This window comes from Stenotrophomonas sp. CASM114 (genome assembly GCF_049384325.1).
GTDB lineage: Bacteria > Pseudomonadota > Gammaproteobacteria > Xanthomonadales > Xanthomonadaceae > Stenotrophomonas > Stenotrophomonas muris.
In genome coordinates this window covers 40632-60723 of sequence record NZ_JBMRGJ010000021.1, presented here as the reverse complement: position 1 = coordinate 60723, position 20092 = coordinate 40632, and the positions used below count along the sequence as shown (strand labels likewise).

Sequence of the window (20092 nt, the reverse complement as noted above, 5' to 3'; positions counted from 1 at the left end):
GCGGTGCGGCGGCGAAAGCACCCGGCCGGCATGCGGCCGGCCGGATGGGTACAGCAGGGGGATCAGACGCGCTTGTCGATGGCAACGAAGTCGCGGTCTTCCGGACCGATGTAATTGGCGCTCGGGCGGATGATCTTGCCGTCGATGCGCTGCTCGATGATGTGCGCGCTCCAGCCGGCGGTACGCGCGATCACGAACAGCGGGGTGAACATCGCGGTCGGCACGCCCATCATGTGGTAGCTGACCGCACTGAACCAGTCCAGGTTCGGGAACATCTTCTTGATGTCCCACATCACCGATTCCAGGCGCTCGGCGATGTCGTACATCTTCATGCTCGACTGTTCCTCGGACAGCTCGCGGGCCACGTCCTTGATCACATTGTTGCGCGGATCGGAGACGGTATAGACCGGGTGGCCGAAACCGATCACCACTTCCTTGCGCTCGACGCGCGCCTTGATGTCCTCCTCGGCTTCATCCGGGTTGTCATAGCGCTTCTGCACTTCGAACGCCACTTCGTTGGCGCCGCCATGCTTCGGGCCACGCAGCGCACCGATGCCACCGCAGATCGCGCTGTACATGTCGCTGCCGGTACCGGCGATGACACGGCAGGTGAAGGTCGAGGCGTTGAACTCGTGCTCGGCGTACAGGATCAGCGAGGTGTGCATCGCCTTCACCCACGAATCCTGCGGCTTTTCGCCATGCAGCAGGTGCAGGAAGTGGCCGCCGATCGAATCATCGTCGGTTTCCACATCGATGGCGCGGCCGTTGTGGCTCCAGTGGTACCAGTACAGCAGCATCGAACCGAGGCAGGCCATCAGCTTGTCGGCGATGTCGCGCGCGCCCGGGTGGTTGTGGTCGTCCTTCTCCGGTGCCACGCAGCCGAGCACGGACACGCCGGTGCGCATCACGTCCATCGGGTGCGCCGACGGCGGCAGCTCTTCCAGCGCGGCCTTCACCGCGGCGGGGATCCCACGCAGCGACTTCAGCTTGGCCTTGTACGAAACCAGCTCGGCGCGGGTCGGCAGCTTGCCGTGCACCAGCAGGTAGGCGATTTCCTCGAACTCGCTGGTGTTGGCCAGGTCCAGGATGTCATAGCCGCGGTAGTGCAGGTCGTTGCCGCTGCGGCCCACGCTGCACAGCGCGGTGTTGCCGGCCGCGGTGCCGGACAGGGCGACGGACTTCTTCGGCTTGAAGGTCGGGGTTGCGGTCGTATCGTTCATGTTTCCCTCCGAAACTTGATGGTGCAGGGTACTGCTTATTTCTTGGCGGCGAACAGCGCATCGAGCTGCTGCTCGAAGGCGTGATAGCCGATGCGGTCGTAGAGTTCCTCGCGGGTCTGCATGGTTTCCACCACGTTGCGCTGGTGGCCATCGCGGCGCACCGCCTGGTAGACGTTCTCGGCGGCCTTGTTGGCGGCACGGAACGCCGACAGCGGGAACAGCTGAATGGCGACGCCGGCCGAGGCCAGTTCATCGCGGCTGAACAGCGGGGTGGCGCCGAATTCGGTGATGTTGGCCAGCACCGGCACCTTCACCGCGTCGACGAAGCGGCGGTAGGTATCCAGATCGTAGGCGGCCTCGGCGAAGATGCCGTCGGCACCGGCCTCGACACAGGCGATGGCGCGCTCGATCGCCTTGTCCACGCCGTCCACCTGGATGGCATCGGTGCGCGCGATCAGGAAGAAGTCCGGATCGGTCTTGGCATCGGCAGCGGCCTTCACACGGTCGACCATTTCACCCTGCGAGACGATCTCCTTGCCCGGCCGATGGCCGCAACGCTTGGCACCGACCTGGTCCTCGATGTGGCAGGCGGCCGCGCCGGCCTTGATCAGCGACTTCACGGTGCGCGCGATATTGAACGCGCTCGGGCCGAAGCCGGTGTCGATGTCGACCATCAAGGGCAGGTCGCAGACATCGGTGATGCGGCGCACGTCCACCAGCACGTCTTCCAGGGTGTTGATGCCCAGGTCCGGCAGGCCCAGCGAGCCTGCGGCAACGCCGCCGCCGGACAGGTAAATGGCACGGAAGCCGGCGCGCTTGGCCAGCAGGGCGTGGTTGGCGTTGATCGCACCGATCACCTGCAGCGGCGATTCGGCAGCCAGCGCCTCACGGAAGCGGGCACCGGCGGAGAAAGGGGCAGAAGCGGTCATGCGACGATCCAGGTTGAAGTACGGATAAGGAAGCGCAAGCACCATGCCAAGCTGCAAGCGGTTGATTTCACGGGAATGACCGGCATGCAGCAGTGGAACATATGAAACATTGAAACGGATGTATCATGAAACATCCTCCCCGAACCGGCTGCCATGTATCTGCCCCGCTCCCCGCTTCGCCATGCCGATGCCGACCCGGGCCGTCCGGTGATCTGGACGGTCAGCGTCTCGCGGCTGACCGGCCTGCTCGGCGACGTGATCCCCGAGTTCGACCGCCGCGCGCGTATCGAACAGATCAATCTCGGCTTCGAGGAAGCGGTGGAGGTGATCGGCCAACGCCTGCGCCGCGAGCACTGCGACGTGGTCATCGCTGGCGGCTCCAACGCGGCCTGGCTGCGCGGCCGGCTGGAGCTGCCGCTGGTGCCGATCCAGGCCAACGGCTTCGACCTGATGGAAGCGCTGGCCCGGGCACGGCGTATCGCCAGCCGCATCGGCCTGGTCACCCACGCCAGCGACGTACCGGTGTTCAGCAACTTCCAGCAGAGTTTCGGCCTGGATATCGAGCATCGCCGTTTCGTCACCCGCGAGGATGCGCGCGACTGCATCGCCGACCTGCGCGCCAACGGCATCGAGGTGATCGTCGGCACCGGCATGGCCATCGACCATGCCGAGCAGGCCGGCCTGCCCGGGGTGCTGCTGTATTCGGCCGACTCGGTGCGGCAGGCGTTCGAACATGCGCTGGAACTGACCCAGACCCTGGCACGTTCCGGCAGCAACCGCGCTGCACCGCGCCGGCGCCCGGCAGCGCGTGCCGATGCGCATGAACTGCTCGGCGACAGCGACGCGATGGCGCAGGTGCGCGCGCAGATCGCGCTGTATGCCCCACATGACAGCACCGTGCTGGTCAGCGGCGAAACCGGCACCGGCAAGGAACTGGTGGCGCGCCAGCTGCACGCCGCCAGCGGGCGCCGTGGCCGCTTCGTCGCGCTGAACTGTGGCGCGATCAGCGAATCGCTGCTGGAAGCGGAGCTGTTCGGCTACAGCGATGGCGCCTTCACCGGCGCACGGCGCGGCGGCCGCGTTGGCCTGGTGGAAGCTGCAGATGGCGGCACCCTGTTCCTGGACGAAATCGGCGAACTGCCGCTGCCGCTGCAGACCCGCCTGCTGCGGGTGCTGGAGGAACGTGAAGTGCTGCGCGTGGGTGCCACCGAACCGACGCCGGTGGACCTGCGCGTGGTCGCCGCCACCCTGCAATCGCTGGAGCAGCGCGCGGCGGCCGGCAGCTTCCGCCGCGACCTGTATTACCGCCTGGCCGCGCTGCGGATTGCCCTGCCCTCGCTGCGCGCCCGACGCGGTGACATCCCGTTGCTGGCGCAGCATTTCTTCCGCCAGCTGCGTGGCATCGACGCGCCATTGGATGAGGCGGCGCTGGCGGTGCTGTGCGCGGCCGAGTGGCCGGGAAACGTGCGCGAGCTGCGCAATCTGGTCGATCGCCTGCGCATCCACTGGCAGCCCGGTGAAGGGCTGATCGATACGGCGCGGCTGCTGCAGCTGGCACCCGAGCTGGTGCATGAAGGTGTCGCGGCGTTGCCGCTGGAAAGCAACGGCAGGCGCCCACCGCGGGCCAAGCTGGAAGCACTGTTGCGGGAACACCGGCATGATCGCGAGGGCATGGCGCAGGCGCTGGGCGTGTCACGCACCACGCTGTGGCGCTGGCTGCGCGCGGAGGACCTGTAAAGCCGAGCCCATGCCCGGCTGATGTTCCCGCGTAAGCAGCCGAGCATGGGCTCGGCTCTACAGGGTGCCTGTCGTCAGCGCGCTTCGATGGCGAACCGTCCACTACCCACTGCGGCAATCCACAGCAGCAGTACGCCCAACGGCACTTCGCTCAGGTAGAAGAACCAGCTCAGCCAATCCGGCACGCTCAGTCCCGTAGGAATGCGCGCGATGCCATCGGTCAGCGCAGCCACTACGCAGATCGCCGCCAGCAGCAGGGCCGAGGGGCGGCTCAAAAGGCCCAGCACCAGCAGACCACCCGCAATCCACTCGATCGCACCGAGTACCGGCGCACTGAACACCGGGAATGGGATACCGGCATCGACCAGCGTATGCACCATGCGCTCGCGCCCGGCGTCGGTGAACACCTTGTTCCAGCCGGACACGCAGAACATCACACCGGCGACGATGCGGGCGAGCAGCAACAACAACGCTTCCACGCCGCGGCGTGGTGGCGGCACGGCAAACAGGCAACGCCAGGAGGGCATGGCAACTCCGCAGATCGAGGGCATCGCAGCGAGTGTGCCCGTCGCCGACCTGCTCGTGCATGAAGCGGACCAGTCCGTTCGCGACAAACGCAGGTTGCTGTAGAGCCGAGCCCATGCTCGGCTGCTCCTGCGAGAACATCAGCCGAGCATGGGCTCGGCTCTACAGCAGCCCCGGCACCACCCCGCCTTACGGGTACAGCAGGCGCTTGCTCCAGCGCCCTTCGGCGCCGGCTTCATAGCACCAGCGCTCGTGCAGGCGGAACTGCGCGCCATACCAGAACTCGATGCGGTCAGGCACCACGCGCAGGCCGCTCCAGCCCTCCGGGCGCGGCACGTCCTTGCCCTCGAAGCGGGCTTCGACCTCGGCCACGCGCGCATCGAATTCCTCGCGCGTTGCCAGCGTCTTCGACTGCTGCGAAGCCCAGGCACCGATCTGGCTCATGCGTGGACGGCTGGCGAAATAGGCGTCGGCCTCGGCAGCGGCAACCTGCTCGACGCGACCCTCGATGCGCACCTGGATGCCGGCCTCGCGCAGGCTGCGCCACAGGAACAGCAGTGCAGCCTGCGGATTGGCCTGCAGCTCCCGGCCCTTGTGGCTGTCCAGATGGGTGTAGAACACGAAGCCACGCTCATCGAACGCCTTCAGCAGCACGGTGCGCGCCGAGGGACGACCCTGCGTATCGGCGGTGGCCACGGTCATCGCGTTCGGCTCGACCTCGCGGCTCTGTTTGGCCTCGTCGAACAGGCCGGCAAACGTGGACAGGGCTTCGGCGTACAGGTCGCTCATGATTGCGTTCTTCTCACACGGATTGGGCTATTGTGGCTGCATGGCCGCTGCTGCGTATATGCCCCAGGTGAAAGGATTCCCCGAAACATTGGCCGAACAGGCGCTGGATGATGCGCTGGGCAGCGGCGCAGCGGTTCCAGTATTGGCGATCAGCGGCCTGCAGGGGAGCGGCAAATCGACGCTGGCGGCGCAGGTGGTGGCCCGTGCCCAGGCACGCGGCCTGAACGCCGCCACGCTGTCGATCGATGATGTCTACCTGACCCGCGCACAGCGCCAACGGCTGGCCCGCCAGGTGCACCCACTGCTGATCACCCGCGGCCCGCCCGGCACCCACGACCTGCCGCTGGCCCATGCGGTATTGAACGCCGTGGCCGCACGCCAGCCCTTCGCAATGCCGCGCTTCGACAAGCTGGCCGACGAGCGCCTGCCCGAAGCACACTGGCCGCAGCTGCAGCAACCGCTGGACCTGCTGGTATTCGAAGGCTGGTTCCTGGGCACGCCCGCGCAGGATGACGACGCGCTGGACAGCCCGTTGAACGCACTGGAACGCGAAGCCGACGCCGATGGCCGCTGGCGGCGCTGGTGCAACCAGGCGCTGGCCCGTGACTACCCGGCGTTGTGGCAGCGCTGCGACCGCCTGTGGTTCCTGCAGCCGCCGGATTTCTCGGTGGTACCACGCTGGCGCTGGCAGCAGGAGCAGAACCTGCAGGCCGCGCAGCCGGGCCGGCACGGCATGAGCCGGCCACAGCTGGAGCGCTTCGTGCAGTACTACGAGCGGGTCAGCCGCCAGGCGCTGCATTCCCTGCCCGCCCTGGCCGACCACGTGGTGGTGCTGGACGGCCAGCGACAGGTGCAGGACGTGCGCTGAACGCGCCCCTATTCCACCAGGAAAGTCACCCGCAGGTTGACCCGCCATTCGGTGATCTCGCCGCTGCCATTGGTGACCACCTTGGTCTCGTTCACCCAGGCGCCCTGGATGCCCTTGACCGTCTCGGAGACCTTCTTCAGCCCGCTGCGCACGGCGTCTTCCACGCTTTTCGGCGAGGACGCAGTGATTTCGATGACCTTGGCGACCGTCATGGCCTGTACTCCGTCTGGCGCGGGAGACCCCGCAGGAACGCCCACCCTGACGTGAAGAACGTAAAGGCCAGGGCACGGAGGTGTTAGCATCAGAAGGCATGAATCCTGCTCCGAACCTGATCCTGATCGGCCCGATGGGCGCCGGCAAAACCTGCATCGGCCGCCGCCTGGCCGAGCGTTTCACGCTGGACTTCGTCGATGTCGACCAGACCATCGTCGATGCCGCCGGCGCCAGCATTCCGACCATCTTCGAGCACTCCGGCGAAGCCGGCTTCCGCAGCCATGAACGCCAGGCGCTTGCGCGGGTACTGGAAGGCCGTGGCCAGCTGGTCTCCACCGGTGGCGGCGCCGTGCTGGATCCGGACAATCGTGCACTGATCGCCCGGCGCGGCTTCGTGGTCTATCTGCGGGTCAGCGTGGCCGAACAGCTCGAGCGCCTGGCCCGCGACAAGGGCCGGCCGCTGCTGCAGCGCCCGGACCGCGAGCAGGTGCTGCACGATCTGGCCGCACACCGCGACCCGCTGTACCGCGAACTGGCCGACCTCACCCTCGACACCGACCCGTATACCGCTGCCGATGCGACCGCCCAACTGGTGGTCAAGCTGGCCACGCAATGGCAGCGCCAGGACCTGACCGCATGACCTCCCCCGCCCTGCTGCAGGTCGCCGTTGGCGGCGACCGCCCCTACTCCATCACCATCGGCGCCGGTGCCCAGGCCGATGGCACCGCGCTGGCCTCGCACGTGCGCGGCCGTCATGTGCTGCTGCTCAGCGACAGTGAAGTCGCCCCGCGCTATCTGGCGCCGGTGAAGCAGACGCTGCTGGCCGCTCGCCCCGACCTGGTCATCGGCGAGCACGTGCTGGCCGCGGGCGAAGCCTCCAAGACGCTGGCCGAGTTCGGCCGCGCGATCGAAGCGCTGGCCGCGCTCGGCGCCACCCGCGACGCCTGCGTCTTCGCCCTCGGCGGCGGCGTGGTCGGTGATCTCGCCGGTTTCGCTGCCGCCTGCTGGATGCGCGGCGTGGACTGCGTGCAGCTGCCGACCACCCTGCTGGCAATGGTCGATTCGTCGGTGGGCGGCAAGACCGCAGTCGACATTCCGGCCGGCAAGAACCTGGTCGGTGCCTTCCATCCACCGCGTGCGGTCATCGCCGATACCCGCGTGCTGGCCACCCTGCCGCCACGCGAGCTGCGTGCCGGCCTGGCCGAAGTGGTGAAGTACGGCGCGCTGGGTGATGCCGTGTTCTTCGAGTGGCTGCAGCAGCATGCCGATGCGCTGCTGGCCGGCGAGGATGCGGTGCTGGCCGAGGCCATCGCGCGCAGCTGCCGGCACAAGGCCGCCATCGTCGAGCGCGACCCGTTCGAAAAGGGCGAGCGTGCCCTGCTCAACCTCGGCCACACCTTCGGCCACGCCATCGAGACCGAACAGGGCTATTCGGCCCCGGGCCGCGATGCGCTGAACCACGGCGAGGCGGTGGCGGTGGGCATGGTGCTGGCGGCGAAGCTGTCCACCGACCTGGGCCTGGCCGACGATGCCGACCGCGCGCGCCTGCAGGCCCTGCTGGAACGCCTCGGCCTGCCGGTGGCGATCCCGGCCGGGCTGGAGCCGCAGGCCCTGCTCGGCCGCATGCGCCTGGACAAGAAGAACGTGGCCGGCCGCCTGCGCCTGGTGTTGTGGCGCGGGATGGGCCGTGCCGAAGTGGTGCCGGACGTGGATGAGGCGGCGGTGCTGAAGGTGCTGTCGGTCCGGTAGTGGCGGGCGCCGGTGCCGGCCGCTGGCCGGCAACGTCAGCAACGAGGAGGCCGGCCAGCGGCCGGCACTACCGGGCTGCGCGGCAGGATTGCCGGCCAGCGACCGGCACGCCGGCGTTGCGGCCGGGGTCACCCTGGCCCCGCTACAATCGGCGCCATGCACGTCTACCTGCAACATCCCGATGCCGGCGCGCAGGCACCGCGCTTCCTGCGCCTGAGCCTGCTGCCGGACCTGTTCGGCGGCTGGGAGCTGCTGCGCGAGAGCGGCCGTGTCGGCAGCCGCTCGCAGCTGCGGCGCGAGCTGTTCCTGCAGGCCGACGACGCCCGCCACGCCTTCGAGAAGGCCCGTGATGCCGAACTGCATCGCGGCTTCCAGATCCTTTCGCACGGCGACTGACGCCGCTGCTCCTCCCGTCCAAGGAATGCCCATCGTGACCAGCCCTCTCCGCAACGATCGCCTGCTGCGCGCCCTGCGCCGCGAACCGGTGGACTGCACCCCCGTCTGGCTGATGCGCCAGGCCGGCCGCTACCTGCCGGAATACCGCGCGACCCGGGCCAAGGCCGGCAGCTTCCTGGCCATGGCCAAGACCCCGGAGATCGCCTGCGAAGTCACCCTGCAGCCGCTGCGCCGGTTCCCGCTGGACGCGGCCATCCTGTTCTCGGACATCCTCACCATTCCCGATGCGATGGGCCTGGAGCTGTACTTCGTCGAAGGCGAAGGCCCGAAGTTCCGGCACCCGGTGCGTGACGAAGCCGCCATCGCCCGGCTGGCGGTGCCGGACATGGAACAGGACCTGGGCTACGTGATGGATGCGGTACGGCTGATCCGCCGCGAACTGGACGGCCAGGTGCCGCTGATCGGCTTCTCCGGCAGCCCGTGGACACTGGCCTGCTACATGGTGGAAGGCGGTGGCAGCAAGGACTTTGCGCGCATCAAGGCCATGGCGCTGAACCATCCGCAGGCGCTGCACCGCCTGCTGGAGGTCACCACCGAGGCGGTGATCGCCTACCTCGGCGCGCAGCGCGCGGCCGGTGCGCAGGCGCTGCAGGTGTTCGACACCTGGGGCGGCGTGCTGTCGCCGGCGATGTACCGCGAATTCTCGCTGCGTTACCTGCAGCGCATTGCCGAGGGGCTGGAGCGCGGCGAAGGCAGCGAGCGCACGCCGCTGATCCTGTTCGGCAAGGGCACCGGCCTGCACCTGGAAGCGCTGTCGCAGACCGGCGCCGATGCACTGGGCCTGGACTGGACGCTGGACCTGGACGAGGCGATGCGCCGCACCGGTGGCCGCGTCGCCCTGCAGGGCAACCTCGACCCGACCACGCTGTACGCCTCGCCGGATGCGATCGCCGCGGCCGCCGCGCGCGTGCTCGACACCTATGCCGCCGGCAACGGCGGCTCGCGCGAAGGCCATGTGTTCAACCTCGGCCATGGCATGTCGCCGGACATGGACCCGGCGCATGTACAGGTGCTGGTCGACGCAGTGCACGCGCACAGCCAACGCTGAGCATTCCGCATGCAGGTACGGCGCGACCTTGATCGCGCCGTGACCCGCAGTGCGCGATCATGGCGGCCCCCACGCTGCACCGGCCGCACCCCATGTCCACATCGCCATCGACCTACAACCGCCAGCGTCCCCTGCTGTGGCTGGTGTCCCTGGCGATCTTCATGCAGATGCTGGACTCGACCATCGTCAACACGGCGTTGCCGGCGATGGCGGCCAGCCTGGGCGAGAGCCCGCTGCAGATGCAGTCAGTGGTGTTCAGCTATGCGCTGGCGGTAGCCACCTTCATTCCCGCCTCGGGCTGGATCGCCGACCGCTACGGCACCCGGCGCACCTTCCTGGTGGCGATCATCCTGTTCACCCTCGGCTCGCTGGCCTGCGCGCTGGCCCAGCACCTGCACCAGCTGGTCGGTGCGCGCGTGCTGCAGGGCATCGGCGGTGCGATGCTGCTGCCGGTCGGCCGGCTGGCGGTGATGCGCTCGGTGCCCCGCGAGGATTTCCTGCGCGCGATGAGCTTCATCGCCATCCCCGCGCTGGTCGGCCCGCTGATCGGCCCCACGCTGGGCGGCTGGCTGGTCGAGATCGCCTCATGGCACTGGGTGTTCCTGATCAACCTGCCGATCGGCGTGATCGGTTTCATCGCCGCGATGAAGATCATGCCCGACCATTACGCCAGCCACCGCACCCGCTTCGACCTGCGCGGCTACGTCATGCTGGCCTTCGCGATGGTGGTGCTGTCGCTGGCACTGGACGGCATCTCCGGCCTGGGTACGCCACACGCACTGGTGATGCTGATGACCGTGGCTGGCCTGGCCGCGCTGGTGGGCTACTGGCTGCACGCCGCCAACTCGACCGCACCGTTGTTCTCGCTGGCCCTGTTCCGCGTGCCCAGCTACCGCATCGGCATTCTCGGCAACCTGTTCTCGCGCATCGGCAGCAGCGCGATGCCGATGCTGATCCCGCTGCTGCTGCAGGTCGGCCTCGGCCTGGGCCCGATGCATGCCGGCCTGATGATGGTGCCGGTAGCGGCCGCCGGCATGGTCTCCAAGCAGCTGGCGGTGAGGCTGGTCGAGCGCTTCGGTTACCGCCGCGTGCTGATGGTCAACACCGTGCTGGTCGGCCTGGCGATGGCCAGCTTCATCCTGATGACACCCGGCCAGCACCTGGCCTGGCGCCTGCTGCAGCTGGCGTTCTTCGGCGCGGTCAATTCGCTGCAGTTCACCGTGATGAACACCGTGACCCTGCGCGATCTGGACCGTGAGTTCGCCAGTTCCGGCAACAGCCTGCTGTCGATGGTGATGATGCTGGCCGCCGGCTTTGGTGCTGCTGCGGCCGGCAGCCTGCTGGCCGCGTTCGGCAACCACCTGGACAGCAACAGCGCCACCGCCGCGCTGCATGCCACGTTCCTGTGCGTGGGCGCGATCACGCTGACCTCGACGATGATCTTCTGGCAGCTGCCCGACACCAAGCCCGAACCGCGGCAGGTCGAGCACGTCGCGGAGTGAAGGGGGTTCGGCAGGGCCTGCGGCCCTGCACCTGCGGTAGTGCCGGCCGCTGGCCGGCAACAGCAACAGCGAGCATTCCGTGGGTTGGCGGGGCGGTGCGGGCTTGCAGGACACGCCGTAAATCCCGCTCCGCGGTCCGGCCCAGCCGCCGGCGGCTGCGCGTTCGGGCGCTTGCGAAGCAGTGCTTCGCAAGCAAAGCGCCCTCACCCATGGGGGCTCGATGGCGCCATCCATGGCGCCAACGGTCCTGCAAGCCCACACCGCCCCACCTCTGACAGGTTCACGCGGCTGTGGATAACGGCGACTGTTGGAACGCGCGGTTGTTGGTAGGTGTCGACCTTGGTCGACACATCTGTCAGATATCGAATTCCAGATTGGGGTCAGAGCCCGTTGCGCAGCAACGGGATCCGACCCCGAGCTCCGACAGATCGCGGAAAACTGTCGAAGGCGGGCTTTTGACGTTGACGTTGATTCTGCAGGTGCAGGACTGCAAGCCCTGCAATAAACCCTACCTGCCCATCGCCCTGGCGATCGCTTCCACCAGCAGTTCACCGGTCACCGGCTTGCGCAGGAAGCCGCCGATGCCGGCCGCTTCCACCTGCTGCTGAAGGTCCGGATCAGTCCGCGCGGTCACCGCCAGCAGCGGCAGCATGTAGCCCTGGTTACGCAGGTGCTGGGCCAGTTCGAAGCCGCTCAGGCCGGGCAGGTCCAGATCCAGCAGGCCGACGTCGAAATCGCCGGCACTGATCTCGCGCAGCGCCGCCAGCGCATGGCCGGCATGCACCACCTCGTGGCCGCGTGCGCTCAACAACCCCCGCACCACATCGGCCACGGTGGCATCGTCCTCGACCAGCAGCACCCGCAGCGGTGGCATGTTCGCCGCATCGTCGCGATGCCCCTCGGCGGACACCTCGGCGTCACCGTCCACCACCAGTGGCAACGGCAGGGTGACGCCGAAGCAGGTGCCCCGGCCCAGCTGGCTCTCCACCTGGATCCGCCCCTGCATCGCTTGTGCCAGCTCGCGGCAGATCGCCAGGCCCAGGCCGCTGCCACCGTACTGCGCTGCCGTACGTGCACCATCGGCCTGCTCGAAGCGTCGGAACAGGCGCTGCTGCTGTTCCTGGCTGATGCCCGGGCCGGTATCACGTACCTCGAAATGCAGCGCGCGCAGCTCGCCATCGCAACGTGCATGCAGGGTGATGGTGCCGCGGCTGGTGAATTTCACTGCGTTCGACAGCAGGTTCAGCAGGATCTGCCGCACGCGCATGGCATCACCGGTCGCCTGCAGGCCCGGCGGCAGCTGGTTGTCCAGGACGAAGCGCAGGCCCTTCTGTGCAGCCAGCGGGCCCATCAGCGCCGCCAGATCCTGCAGCAGGCCATTCAACGCAAACGACTGCGACTGCAGCTCCAGGCGCCCGGACTCGATCCGCGCCAGGTCCAGCGCATCGTTGACCAGATGAAGCAGGTGCTCGCCCGCATGCCGGATCGACTGCGTGTAGCCGCGCTGCTGCGGGTCCAGTGGCGAAGCCAGCAGCAGCTCGCTCATGCCCAGCACGCCGGTCATCGGCGTACGGATCTCATGGCCAAGGTTGGCCAGGAAGCGGGTCTTGGCCGCCGAGGCCTGCTCGGCCAGTTCCTGCTTGTGCAGCGCCAGCTGGTAGGCGTGGCGCCGCTGCAGGCGGCGTCGGTACAACCAGGCGAACCAGCTGGTCAGCAGCAACCCGACCGACGCCAGCACCAGCAGGCCGGACAGGCTGCGCCACCACGGCGGCTGCACGCGGAACTCCAGGCTCTGCACCCGCGACCACACATGGTCGGCCGAGCGTGCCTGCACCTCCAGCCGGTAGCTGCCCGGCGCCAGGCGCGAGAACAGGCGTTCACCCGCCGGACCGACCTCAACCCAATCCGGGTCGTAGCCGGCCAGGCGATAACGGTAGGTATTGGACGCCGAGTCGGCAAAGGACAGCAATCGCGCGACGATGCGCAGGTCGCGATCGCCATCGGCGATCTGCAACGGCGCATCGTGGGTCATGTCCAGCACCTGTTCGTTGCGGCGCACTTCCACCCGCTCGATCACCAGTGGCGCGCGACGTACCGAAGGCCGTACCTGCTCCGGGTCGAACACCACCGCGCCTGCCGCCGTTCCGGCCACCAGGTGGCCATCGGCCGCTGCGATCAGGGTGTGCTCGCGGAATTCCTGGCTTGGCAGGCCGTCGTGCACGCCGTACAGGCGCACGCTCTGCCCATCGGCACTGACACGTACCAGGCCGCGTGCGCTGGTCGCCCAGGCCACGCCCTGCGCATCCACCACCAGGCCAGAGGCGGAGATCGCCGGATAGCCCTGTTCGGCACCGACCACCGCCTGCCGTTCCAGCCGCCCCTGGCTCCAGCGGTATCGCGACAGGCGCCCGTCCTCGGACAACCAGACCTGGCCGTCACGGCCCACATGCAACGCATGGATGGCCGTTGCCGGCGCACCCGGCACCGGCTGGAAGCGTTCGCTTTCCGGCAGCCACTGCAGCAGGCCACGGCTGCTGGCCAGCCAGATATGGTCCTGCGGACCGCATTCCACATCGAGGTTGAGCTGGCCCTGCTGCAGGCCGCGCTGGCCATTGTCCAGCTGGCGCCGCAGGCGTCCGTCGAGATCACGTTGCTGCAGGCCCGCGGGAAGCATCAACCAGAGGCTGTCGCCGTCGCAGGTCATCATCGCTTCGATGACCCCTTCCATCGCCGCATCGGCACCGGCATCACGGCCCCAACGACGCAGCTCGCGCCGTTGCGGGTCGTAGCGCACCAGTGCATCGGTCGATCCGATCCAGACCTGGCCACGCCGGTCCTCGCGCACCGAGGTCAGCCAGTGCATGCCGTTGACCCAGGTGCGGTGCTGCTCGATCCTGCCGGTCTTCGGATCGAAGCGGTCCAGCGCGCCATGGCTGCCCACGGTCCAGACACCGCCATTGCTGGACGGGCTGGTGCCCAGCACGAGCGCATTGCGCAGCGAGCTGGGGTCGTCCTCCAGCCGCGACAGCACCGAGAACTGCCACCAGCGTGGCAGCAGGTGCCACAACCCGGCATTGGTGCTGGCCAGCCAGATGCCACCTTCGCGGTCCTCATAGGCACCGGTCCAGTTCGGCCGCACCGGACCGCGTGCGATCGCGCTGTACAGCGGCACGGTCTGGTACTGGCCGTCGACCGCACGTCCCAGCCCGGTGCGCGTATCCAGCCAATGTCCGCCCTGCTCGTCGCGCAGCATCATGCCCAGCACCTGCTCGCCTGGCGGCAGCTTCCACGGTGGTGCCTCGAAGCGGCCATCCGGGCGGCGCACGGTGGCCCCGGCCATCGTGCTGATCCACAGGCTGCCATCGGGCTCGGCGGTCAACCCGTTGATCAGCAGGCTGGGAATGATGTCCGTACCGACACGTTCGAAGTCGGTCCCGGTCCAGCGCGCCACGCCATGCTTGGTGCCGATCCACAGGCTGCCATCGGCCAGCGTGGCCAGGTAGGGCACCGACGACGAAGGCAGGCTGCGCGGATTGTTCGGCTCGGGCAGGAAGCGCTGCAGGCGGTCCTGGCTGTCCAGGCGGTACAGGCCGCCTTCGTGGGTACCGAACCAGATCGAGCCATCAGGCGTGCTGGCCAGGCTCCAGACCGTGTTGGTGCCCATCAACGGCTGGCTGCTGCGGTCGTAGAAGTGCAGCTGCCGGCGGTCGGCCGACATGCGCACCAGGCCAGCGTTCTCGGTGCCTATCCACAACTGGTTGCGGGCATCGACCAGCACCGTCCAGATGCGGTTGTCACGCAGTCCATCCTCGGAACGCCACACGCGGTAAGTGCGGCCGTCATAGCGGGCCAGGCCATCGTTGGTGGCGATCCACAGGTAGCCGTACCGGTCCTCGGCCATGCGGTTGACGGTATTGGACGGCAGGCCATCGAACACCGTCACCTGCCGCGGGCTCGGAGGCACCGGCTGTGCCGCAGCGGGCAACGCGCCGCACAGGAGGACCAGCAGCAGCATCGCCGCCCGCAGATACACCACCGATTGCCTCCTCACGCTGGTCCTGATGATTCCCGCGCTGCGGGCGTCGGCATGGTAAACCGAAAGTCGCGCCGTTCACGCCCGGCGCCGGCACAGTCACGCAGTCGCCTGCCGTTTCGCACGCGCCTGGGCGATGGCCGCCACCAGCAGGTCGCCGGTCACCGGCTTGCGCAGGAAGCCATCGAAGCCGGCGGCCAGCACCTGGGTTTCGGCGTAGGCATCGGAACGGGCGGTCACTGCCACCAGCGGCAGTTCATAGCCCATGGTGCGCAGCTGGCGGGCGATGGCCGTACCGTCCAGCGCGGGCAGATCGAGATCGAGCAGGCCGACGTCGAAACCATCGGTGGCGATCTCCGACAGCGCACCCAGGCCATGCAGCACGTGGACCACCTCATGCCCGCGCACCCGCAGCAGGCCGGCGATGACCTCGGCCACCGTGGCGTCGTCCTCGACCAGCAGGATGCGCAGCGGCGGCAGTTCCGGCAGGGCCGCCACCTCGCCCGCGGTGCCGGCGGCCTGGCGCGTCCAGGGCAGGGGCAGGCGCACGCGGAACCGCGCACCCTTGCCAGGCTGGCTGTCCACTTCGATACGCCCCCCCATCGCCACCGCCAGTTCCTGGCAGATCGCCAGTCCCAGGCCACTGCCGCCGTAGCGCGACGCGGTGCGCGGACCGTCGGCCTGTTCAAAACGATGGAACAGGCGCTGCTGCTGCTCGGCATTGATGCCCGGGCCACTGTCATGCACTTCGAAACACAGGCCGCCCTTCTCTTCCAGGCGCACGGCCAGGCCGACGTGGCCGCGCTCGGTGAACTTGATGGCGTTGCCGAGCAGGTTCAGCAGGATCTGGCGCACGCGCATCTCGTCGCCGCTGACACTGACCGGCCCTGCCGGGTTTTCACCGCGCCGGAATTCCAGCTGGCGCTGCTGCGCCATCGGCTGCATCAGGCCCTGCACCTGGTCAAGCAGTTCCTCCAGGTCGAACGGACGCAGATCCAGCTCAAGCCGCCCGGCTTCGATGCGGGCCAGGTCCAGCGCATCGTTGACCAGCCGCAGCAGATGGCTGCCGGCCTGCTGGATCGACCCCGCGTAGCCACGCTGCACCGGATCCAGCGGAGTCGCCAGCAGCAGTTCGCTCATGCCCAGCACGCCGGTCATCGGCGTGCGTACTTCGTGGCCCAGCGTGGCCAGGAAACGGCTCTTGGCCTGCGAGGCCTGCTCGGCCAGCTGCTGCTTGTGCACCGTCAGCTGCCATTGCTGGCGACGGCGCAGCCGCGCGCGGACCGACCAGACCAGGACCACCAGCAGCAGCGACCCCAGCAGGATGTAGCCGAAGATCGCCATGCCGCTGCGCCACCACGGCGGCAGCACCTTCACCTGCAACTGCTGCGAAGGCGTCCACGCGCCCCGGGCGGTCGCTGCCTGCACCTCGATGACGTAGCTGCCGGTCGGCAGCCGCGACAGGGTGCGCTGGCCATCGCCCCCCTGCTCCACCCAGTCCTGGTCATAGCCCTGCACGCGGAAGCGGTAACGGTTGCCCTGCGGGCTGGCATAGGACAGCAGCCGCGCATCGATCTGCAGATCGCGGTCATCCGGTCCCAGCAACAGGGTGCCGGTGAGCGGCAACGGTTGCCAGCCGCGCGCGTCGTCGCGGCGTACGCGCACTTCGGCGATCACCAGCGATGAAGAAGGCAGCACCGTGTCGTCGGCATTCACATCGAAGGCAACCAACCCGGTCTGGGTGACGGCCAGCACGCGACCATCTGCATTCACTGCCGGTGGCCGGCCGGTGAACTCCGCATCGGACAGTCCATCGCGCTCGTTGAACTGCTGCAGGCGCCGCGTTTTCGGGTCCCAACGCAGCAGGCCGCGCGGCGTCGTCGCCCACAGCTGGCCGTTGCCGGCCAGCGCCAGCCCGCCCATGGTGACCGGCGGCACGCCTGCACTGCCGTCGATGCGCTGGATCAGGCGCAGGCTCAGGCCATCCCACTGGTAGCGCTCGAACGCGCCTTGGCGCGCCAGCCACAACTGTTGCGGATCGATCCACACCAGGTCGTAGATGGGCCCGCGCGAAACGCCCGGTACTGCCTCGAAGCGTCCAGCCTGCTCGCGCCAGATGCCCATGTCACCCATCACCCAGGGCCGGCCATGGGCGTCGAAGCGGATCTGCTCGATCGGCGCATCGGCGGTCCCGCGGAAATGCTCCAGCGGATGGCGGTGCAGCAGCCGGCCCTCTGCATCGCGCTGCTGCAGGTCCAGGCCCATCACCGACACCCACACCGTGCCATCAGGCGCCTGCCGCATCAGGTCGATGCGCTGGCGCAGGTCGGCACTGCCATCGATCCGCAGATCGCGCAGCGCGCCGGTAGCCGGATCGTAGACGGTGATGCGGCCGCCGCGTCCCAGCCACAGGCGCCCATCCGGGCGCGGCAGCACCGACCACACCACGCCGCTGCCGAGCTGCCGGTCGCTGGCCAGCAGGCGCAGGGTGCCCTGCGCATCGAGCTGGTACACCCCTCGCGCCGAGCCGACGTAGTAGTTCTTCCCATCGCTGGCCGCGCTCAACAGGTACTGGCTGTCCAGCGGCTTGCCGTCGAGCTGGTTCCAGATCGAGAAGCGCCGCCAGTCCGGTGGCAGATAGGCCAGGCCCTGGGTCAGCAGCGCCACCCACAATCCGCCCTCGTGGTCCTGCAGCAGATCGAGCACACCGCTGTGCGCGGTCAGGAAGCCGCTGCCGCGGTCGCCCTCCAGCCGGCGCAGCGCCGCCGCATCCCCCCGCAACAGGCCATCGGAGGTGCCAGCCCAGTAGCCCCCCTGGCGATCGGCCAGGACCAGGGCCGAGCGCAGCTGGGCGCTGTCGGCCCATCGCGGACGACTGACCCGGTCCTGCCCATCGATGCGGTACAGGCCATCGTTCTGGCTGCCGACCCAGATCGAACCCTCCGCATCCCGGCTCAACCGGAGCACGCTCAGCGTGCCCAGTTCCCGCGCGGCCACCGGCTCGAATCCGCTGCCGTTCCAACGCGCCACGCCCGCTTCGGTGCCCAGCCACAGGCGGCCCTGCGCATCGACCAGGCTGGTGAAGATGCTGTTGCTGGGCAGGCCCCCCGGCTGCGCCGGGTCATGGGTGTAGAGGCGCACGCTGCCGTCCTCGCCAAGCCGGCAGACGCCATGGTTGTTGGTCCCGATCCACAAGGCGTCGTCGACATAGGCCAGCGCCCAGAACTGCCCCTGGCAGGTGGAATTGACCGTGTCGAAGGTGCGGAAGCGCTCGCGGTCGGCATCCAGGCGGGCCACGCCCTTGCCGTTGATGCCCACCCAGACCCGGTCCAGCGGATCGATCAGCAGGGTCTCGATCTCGTTGCCGGGCAGCGAGCCCGGCTGTTCCGGATCGTGCTCCCAGACCCGCAGGCTGTTGCCGTCATAACGGGCGAGTCCACCATCGGTGGCGGCCCAGATGTGGCCCTGGCGATCCTCGGCCAGCGCCACCACCATGCGTGACGGCAAGCCTTCGGCGGCACCGAAGCGGCGCAGGCGCGGTGTTTCTGCCATGTCCAGGGTCGCAGCCGCCGTGGCCATCGCCATCAGCAGCAGTCCCATACCTGCGATGCCACGGCACCACCGGCGCCAGCCGCTCGTCATCCTGAACCCCCTGTCCTGGGCCGATTGTCACACAGGGCCGGGTTCATGGCTGCAACAGGCTGTTTCCAGCGGCGGCACCACCACGAACTGTTGCAGCCATGCACGCAACGTTGGCAGGGGGCTGTGCGTATGATCACAGCGTCACCTTCCGGAGCCCGCCATCGATGCGTCCCTGCCTGGCCCTGCTGCCGATGCTGCTCGCCACCGCCCCTGCCTGGGCGGCCGCCGACACCTATCGCCTCGATCCGGTGCACACGCGGGTGCTGTTCTCCATCGATCACGCGGGCTACTCGCAGGCCATGGGCACCGTGTCCGGCAGCGAGGGCCGCGTGCTGTTCGATCCCGACAACTGGCGCGACGCCACCCTGGAAGTGGACATTCCAGTGTCGCGTCTGGACCTTGGCGACGCCAAGTGGAACCAGGCCACGCTGGCCCGCAGCCTGCTCGATGGCGAGCGATTCCCCAGCGCACGCTTCGTCTCCAGCCGGGTCGAACCGATCGACGCCAAGCGTGCGCATGTGATCGGCACGCTGACCCTGCGCGGGGTCAGCCAGGAAGTCACCCTGGACGTGACCCTCAACGCGCTCAAGCGCTACCCGCTCCCTCCATTCCGACGCACCGCCGGGTTTTCCGCCAGCACGACGCTGAGCCGGCGCGCGTTCGGCATCACCGCCTGGCCGGGGGTCATCGGTGATGCGGTACAGGTGCGGATCGAGGCCGAAGCCACCCTCGACCGCAGCGACGCCCCGGGAACTCCCGCTCCCGTTCCACACTCCGACCAGACGACGGCCCCCAAGGACCCTTCATGACCGCCAAGAACACCCCCGCCGCGTGGGGAAGTGTCAGCCAGCTCCTGCACTGGTTGATCGCACTGCTGATCCTCGCCCTGGGCGTGGTCGGCCTGACCATGGGCGAACTGCCCAAGACGCCCAAGTACTTCTGGGTCTACACCGCGCACAAGTCGATCGGCATCACCGTGCTGGCGCTGGTGCTGTTCCGTCTCGGCTGGCGCCTGTATGCCGGTGCGCCGAAGCCGGTGCCGGGCGTGCCCAGCTGGCAGGAACGCATCGCCAGTGCCACCCACGTGCTGCTGTACGTGCTGATGTTTGCCATTCCGCTGTCGGGCTGGCTGTACGATTCGGCCAGTGGCCTGCGCCCGTTCCGTTGGTTCGGCCTGGTCGACGTGCCCAAGCTGAGCGGCCCCGACCCGCAGGTCGTCGCGGTGTCCCATGCCCTCCACGAATACGGCTTCTGGCTGTTGATCGCGGTGGTGCTGGCCCATGCCGGCGCTGCCTTCTACCACCACCTGTTCCAGCGCGATGCAACGCTGTCCCGCATGTTGCCGCGCGGCTGGCTCGCCTCCCCTCAGAAGGACTGACCG

16 protein-coding genes are annotated in these 20092 nt (G+C 68.4%); 9 read left to right on the top strand and 7 right to left on the bottom strand.

All coding sequences use genetic code 11. From position 1 onward, the window contains the following. Nucleotides 1-62 precede the first annotated feature (62 nt). A complete protein-coding gene (prpC, locus tag VG566_RS16935; protein ID WP_241884295.1) occupies nucleotides 63-1220 on the bottom strand; it encodes a bifunctional 2-methylcitrate synthase/citrate synthase in 1158 nt (385 codons plus the stop codon). A 35-nt stretch (nucleotides 1221-1255) separates the two neighbouring features. Beyond that, nucleotides 1256-2149: a methylisocitrate lyase gene (gene prpB, locus VG566_RS16930; protein ID WP_005418360.1), complete on the bottom strand. Its 894-nt coding sequence runs from the start codon at nucleotides 2147-2149 to the stop codon at nucleotides 1256-1258. A 153-nt stretch (nucleotides 2150-2302) separates the two neighbouring features. Here prpB and prpR point away from each other — a divergent pair, with 153 nt between their 5' ends. Further along, the gene (gene prpR, locus VG566_RS16925) at nucleotides 2303-3886 is read left to right on the top strand and encodes a propionate catabolism operon regulatory protein PrpR (protein ID WP_134967273.1); all 1584 of its coding nucleotides are present in this window, start codon (nucleotides 2303-2305) and stop codon (nucleotides 3884-3886) included. Between the two features lie 74 nt (nucleotides 3887-3960). Here the strand turns inward: prpR and VG566_RS16920 are convergent, their stop codons facing one another. Continuing rightward, complete coding sequence (locus tag VG566_RS16920) at nucleotides 3961-4413, bottom strand: DoxX family protein (protein ID WP_197562062.1); 453 nt, start codon at nucleotides 4411-4413, stop codon at nucleotides 3961-3963. Nucleotides 4414-4600: 187 nt separating this feature from the next. Further along, entirely contained in the window at nucleotides 4601-5200 is a 600-nt protein-coding gene (pdxH, locus tag VG566_RS16915; protein ID WP_053495218.1) for a pyridoxamine 5'-phosphate oxidase, read from the bottom strand. A 40-nt stretch (nucleotides 5201-5240) separates the two neighbouring features. Between pdxH and VG566_RS16910 the strand changes: the two genes are divergently transcribed. Further along, on the top strand, nucleotides 5241-6068 hold the full coding sequence (locus VG566_RS16910; RefSeq protein ID WP_241884294.1) for a kinase: 828 nt from the start codon (nucleotides 5241-5243) through the stop codon (nucleotides 6066-6068). An 8-nt stretch (nucleotides 6069-6076) separates the two neighbouring features. On the opposite strand, the gene VG566_RS16905 is transcribed toward VG566_RS16910, so the two are convergent. Further along, nucleotides 6077-6280 carry a dodecin family protein gene (locus tag VG566_RS16905; RefSeq protein WP_005410663.1) on the bottom strand — a complete coding sequence of 68 codons (204 nt, stop codon included), beginning with the start codon at nucleotides 6278-6280 and terminating at the stop codon, nucleotides 6077-6079. A gap of 98 nt (nucleotides 6281-6378) precedes the next feature. On the opposite strand from VG566_RS16905, the gene VG566_RS16900 reads away from it, so the two are divergent. From VG566_RS16900 to mdtD, 5 genes are all read left to right on the top strand, one after another. Continuing rightward, nucleotides 6379-6921, top strand: a complete 543-nt coding sequence (locus VG566_RS16900; RefSeq protein ID WP_197562195.1) for a shikimate kinase — start codon at nucleotides 6379-6381, stop codon at nucleotides 6919-6921. Beyond that, nucleotides 6918-8030 (top strand): 3-dehydroquinate synthase, encoded by a 1113-nt coding sequence (gene aroB, locus VG566_RS16895; RefSeq protein ID WP_032957074.1) that lies wholly within the window; start codon nucleotides 6918-6920, stop codon nucleotides 8028-8030. Before VG566_RS16900 ends, aroB begins: the two co-directional genes overlap by 4 nt. Before the next feature lie 156 nt (nucleotides 8031-8186). Then, nucleotides 8187-8426, top strand: a complete 240-nt coding sequence (locus tag VG566_RS16890) for a WGR domain-containing protein (RefSeq protein ID WP_014648051.1) — start codon at nucleotides 8187-8189, stop codon at nucleotides 8424-8426. A gap of 25 nt (nucleotides 8427-8451) precedes the next feature. Further along, the gene (gene hemE, locus VG566_RS16885) at nucleotides 8452-9534 is read left to right on the top strand and encodes a uroporphyrinogen decarboxylase (protein WP_032957071.1); all 1083 of its coding nucleotides are present in this window, start codon (nucleotides 8452-8454) and stop codon (nucleotides 9532-9534) included. A 92-nt stretch (nucleotides 9535-9626) separates the two neighbouring features. Further along, the gene (gene mdtD, locus VG566_RS16880) at nucleotides 9627-11036 is read left to right on the top strand and encodes a multidrug transporter subunit MdtD (protein WP_014648053.1); all 1410 of its coding nucleotides are present in this window, start codon (nucleotides 9627-9629) and stop codon (nucleotides 11034-11036) included. Between the two features lie 508 nt (nucleotides 11037-11544). On the opposite strand, the gene VG566_RS16875 is transcribed toward mdtD, so the two are convergent. After that, nucleotides 11545-15072, bottom strand: coding sequence for a hybrid sensor histidine kinase/response regulator (locus VG566_RS16875; RefSeq protein WP_099475815.1), 3528 nt, complete (start codon nucleotides 15070-15072; stop codon nucleotides 11545-11547). Nucleotides 15073-15168: 96 nt separating this feature from the next. After that, a complete protein-coding gene (locus VG566_RS16870) occupies nucleotides 15169-18711 on the bottom strand; it encodes an ATP-binding protein (protein ID WP_241884292.1) in 3543 nt (1180 codons plus the stop codon). Between the two features lie 164 nt (nucleotides 18712-18875). Between VG566_RS16870 and VG566_RS16865 the strand changes: the two genes are divergently transcribed. Further along, a complete protein-coding gene (locus tag VG566_RS16865; protein ID WP_197562085.1) occupies nucleotides 18876-19520 on the top strand; it encodes a YceI family protein in 645 nt (214 codons plus the stop codon). Further along, on the top strand, nucleotides 19517-20089 hold the full coding sequence (locus VG566_RS16860) for a cytochrome b (RefSeq protein ID WP_032957065.1): 573 nt from the start codon (nucleotides 19517-19519) through the stop codon (nucleotides 20087-20089). Before VG566_RS16865 ends, VG566_RS16860 begins: the two co-directional genes overlap by 4 nt. The last annotated feature ends 3 nt before the right edge of the window (nucleotides 20090-20092 follow it).

Bases quoted from the DNA above. Each gene is read 5' to 3' on its own strand.
- VG566_RS16860 (WP_032957065.1), top strand. From the start codon at position 19,517: ATGACCGCCAAGAACACCCCCGCCGCGTGGGGAAGTGTCAGCCAGCTC.
- VG566_RS16900 (WP_197562195.1), top strand. From the start codon at position 6,379: ATGAATCCTGCTCCGAACCTGATCCTGATCGGCCCGATGGGCGCCGGC.
- prpC (WP_241884295.1), bottom strand. From the start codon at position 1,220: ATGAACGATACGACCGCAACCCCGACCTTCAAGCCGAAGAAGTCCGTC.
- hemE (WP_032957071.1), top strand. From the start codon at position 8,452: ATGCCCATCGTGACCAGCCCTCTCCGCAACGATCGCCTGCTGCGCGCC.
- VG566_RS16910 (WP_241884294.1), top strand. From the start codon at position 5,241: ATGGCCGCTGCTGCGTATATGCCCCAGGTGAAAGGATTCCCCGAAACA.
- prpR (WP_134967273.1), top strand. From the start codon at position 2,303: ATGTATCTGCCCCGCTCCCCGCTTCGCCATGCCGATGCCGACCCGGGC.
- VG566_RS16865 (WP_197562085.1), top strand. From the start codon at position 18,876: ATGCGTCCCTGCCTGGCCCTGCTGCCGATGCTGCTCGCCACCGCCCCT.
- mdtD (WP_014648053.1), top strand. From the start codon at position 9,627: ATGTCCACATCGCCATCGACCTACAACCGCCAGCGTCCCCTGCTGTGG.
- VG566_RS16920 (WP_197562062.1), bottom strand. From the start codon at position 4,413: ATGCCCTCCTGGCGTTGCCTGTTTGCCGTGCCGCCACCACGCCGCGGC.
- prpB (WP_005418360.1), bottom strand. From the start codon at position 2,149: ATGACCGCTTCTGCCCCTTTCTCCGCCGGTGCCCGCTTCCGTGAGGCG.
- VG566_RS16905 (WP_005410663.1), bottom strand. From the start codon at position 6,280: ATGACGGTCGCCAAGGTCATCGAAATCACTGCGTCCTCGCCGAAAAGC.
- VG566_RS16870 (WP_241884292.1), bottom strand. From the start codon at position 18,711: ATGACGAGCGGCTGGCGCCGGTGGTGCCGTGGCATCGCAGGTATGGGA.
- aroB (WP_032957074.1), top strand. From the start codon at position 6,918: ATGACCTCCCCCGCCCTGCTGCAGGTCGCCGTTGGCGGCGACCGCCCC.
- pdxH (WP_053495218.1), bottom strand. From the start codon at position 5,200: ATGAGCGACCTGTACGCCGAAGCCCTGTCCACGTTTGCCGGCCTGTTC.
- VG566_RS16890 (WP_014648051.1), top strand. From the start codon at position 8,187: ATGCACGTCTACCTGCAACATCCCGATGCCGGCGCGCAGGCACCGCGC.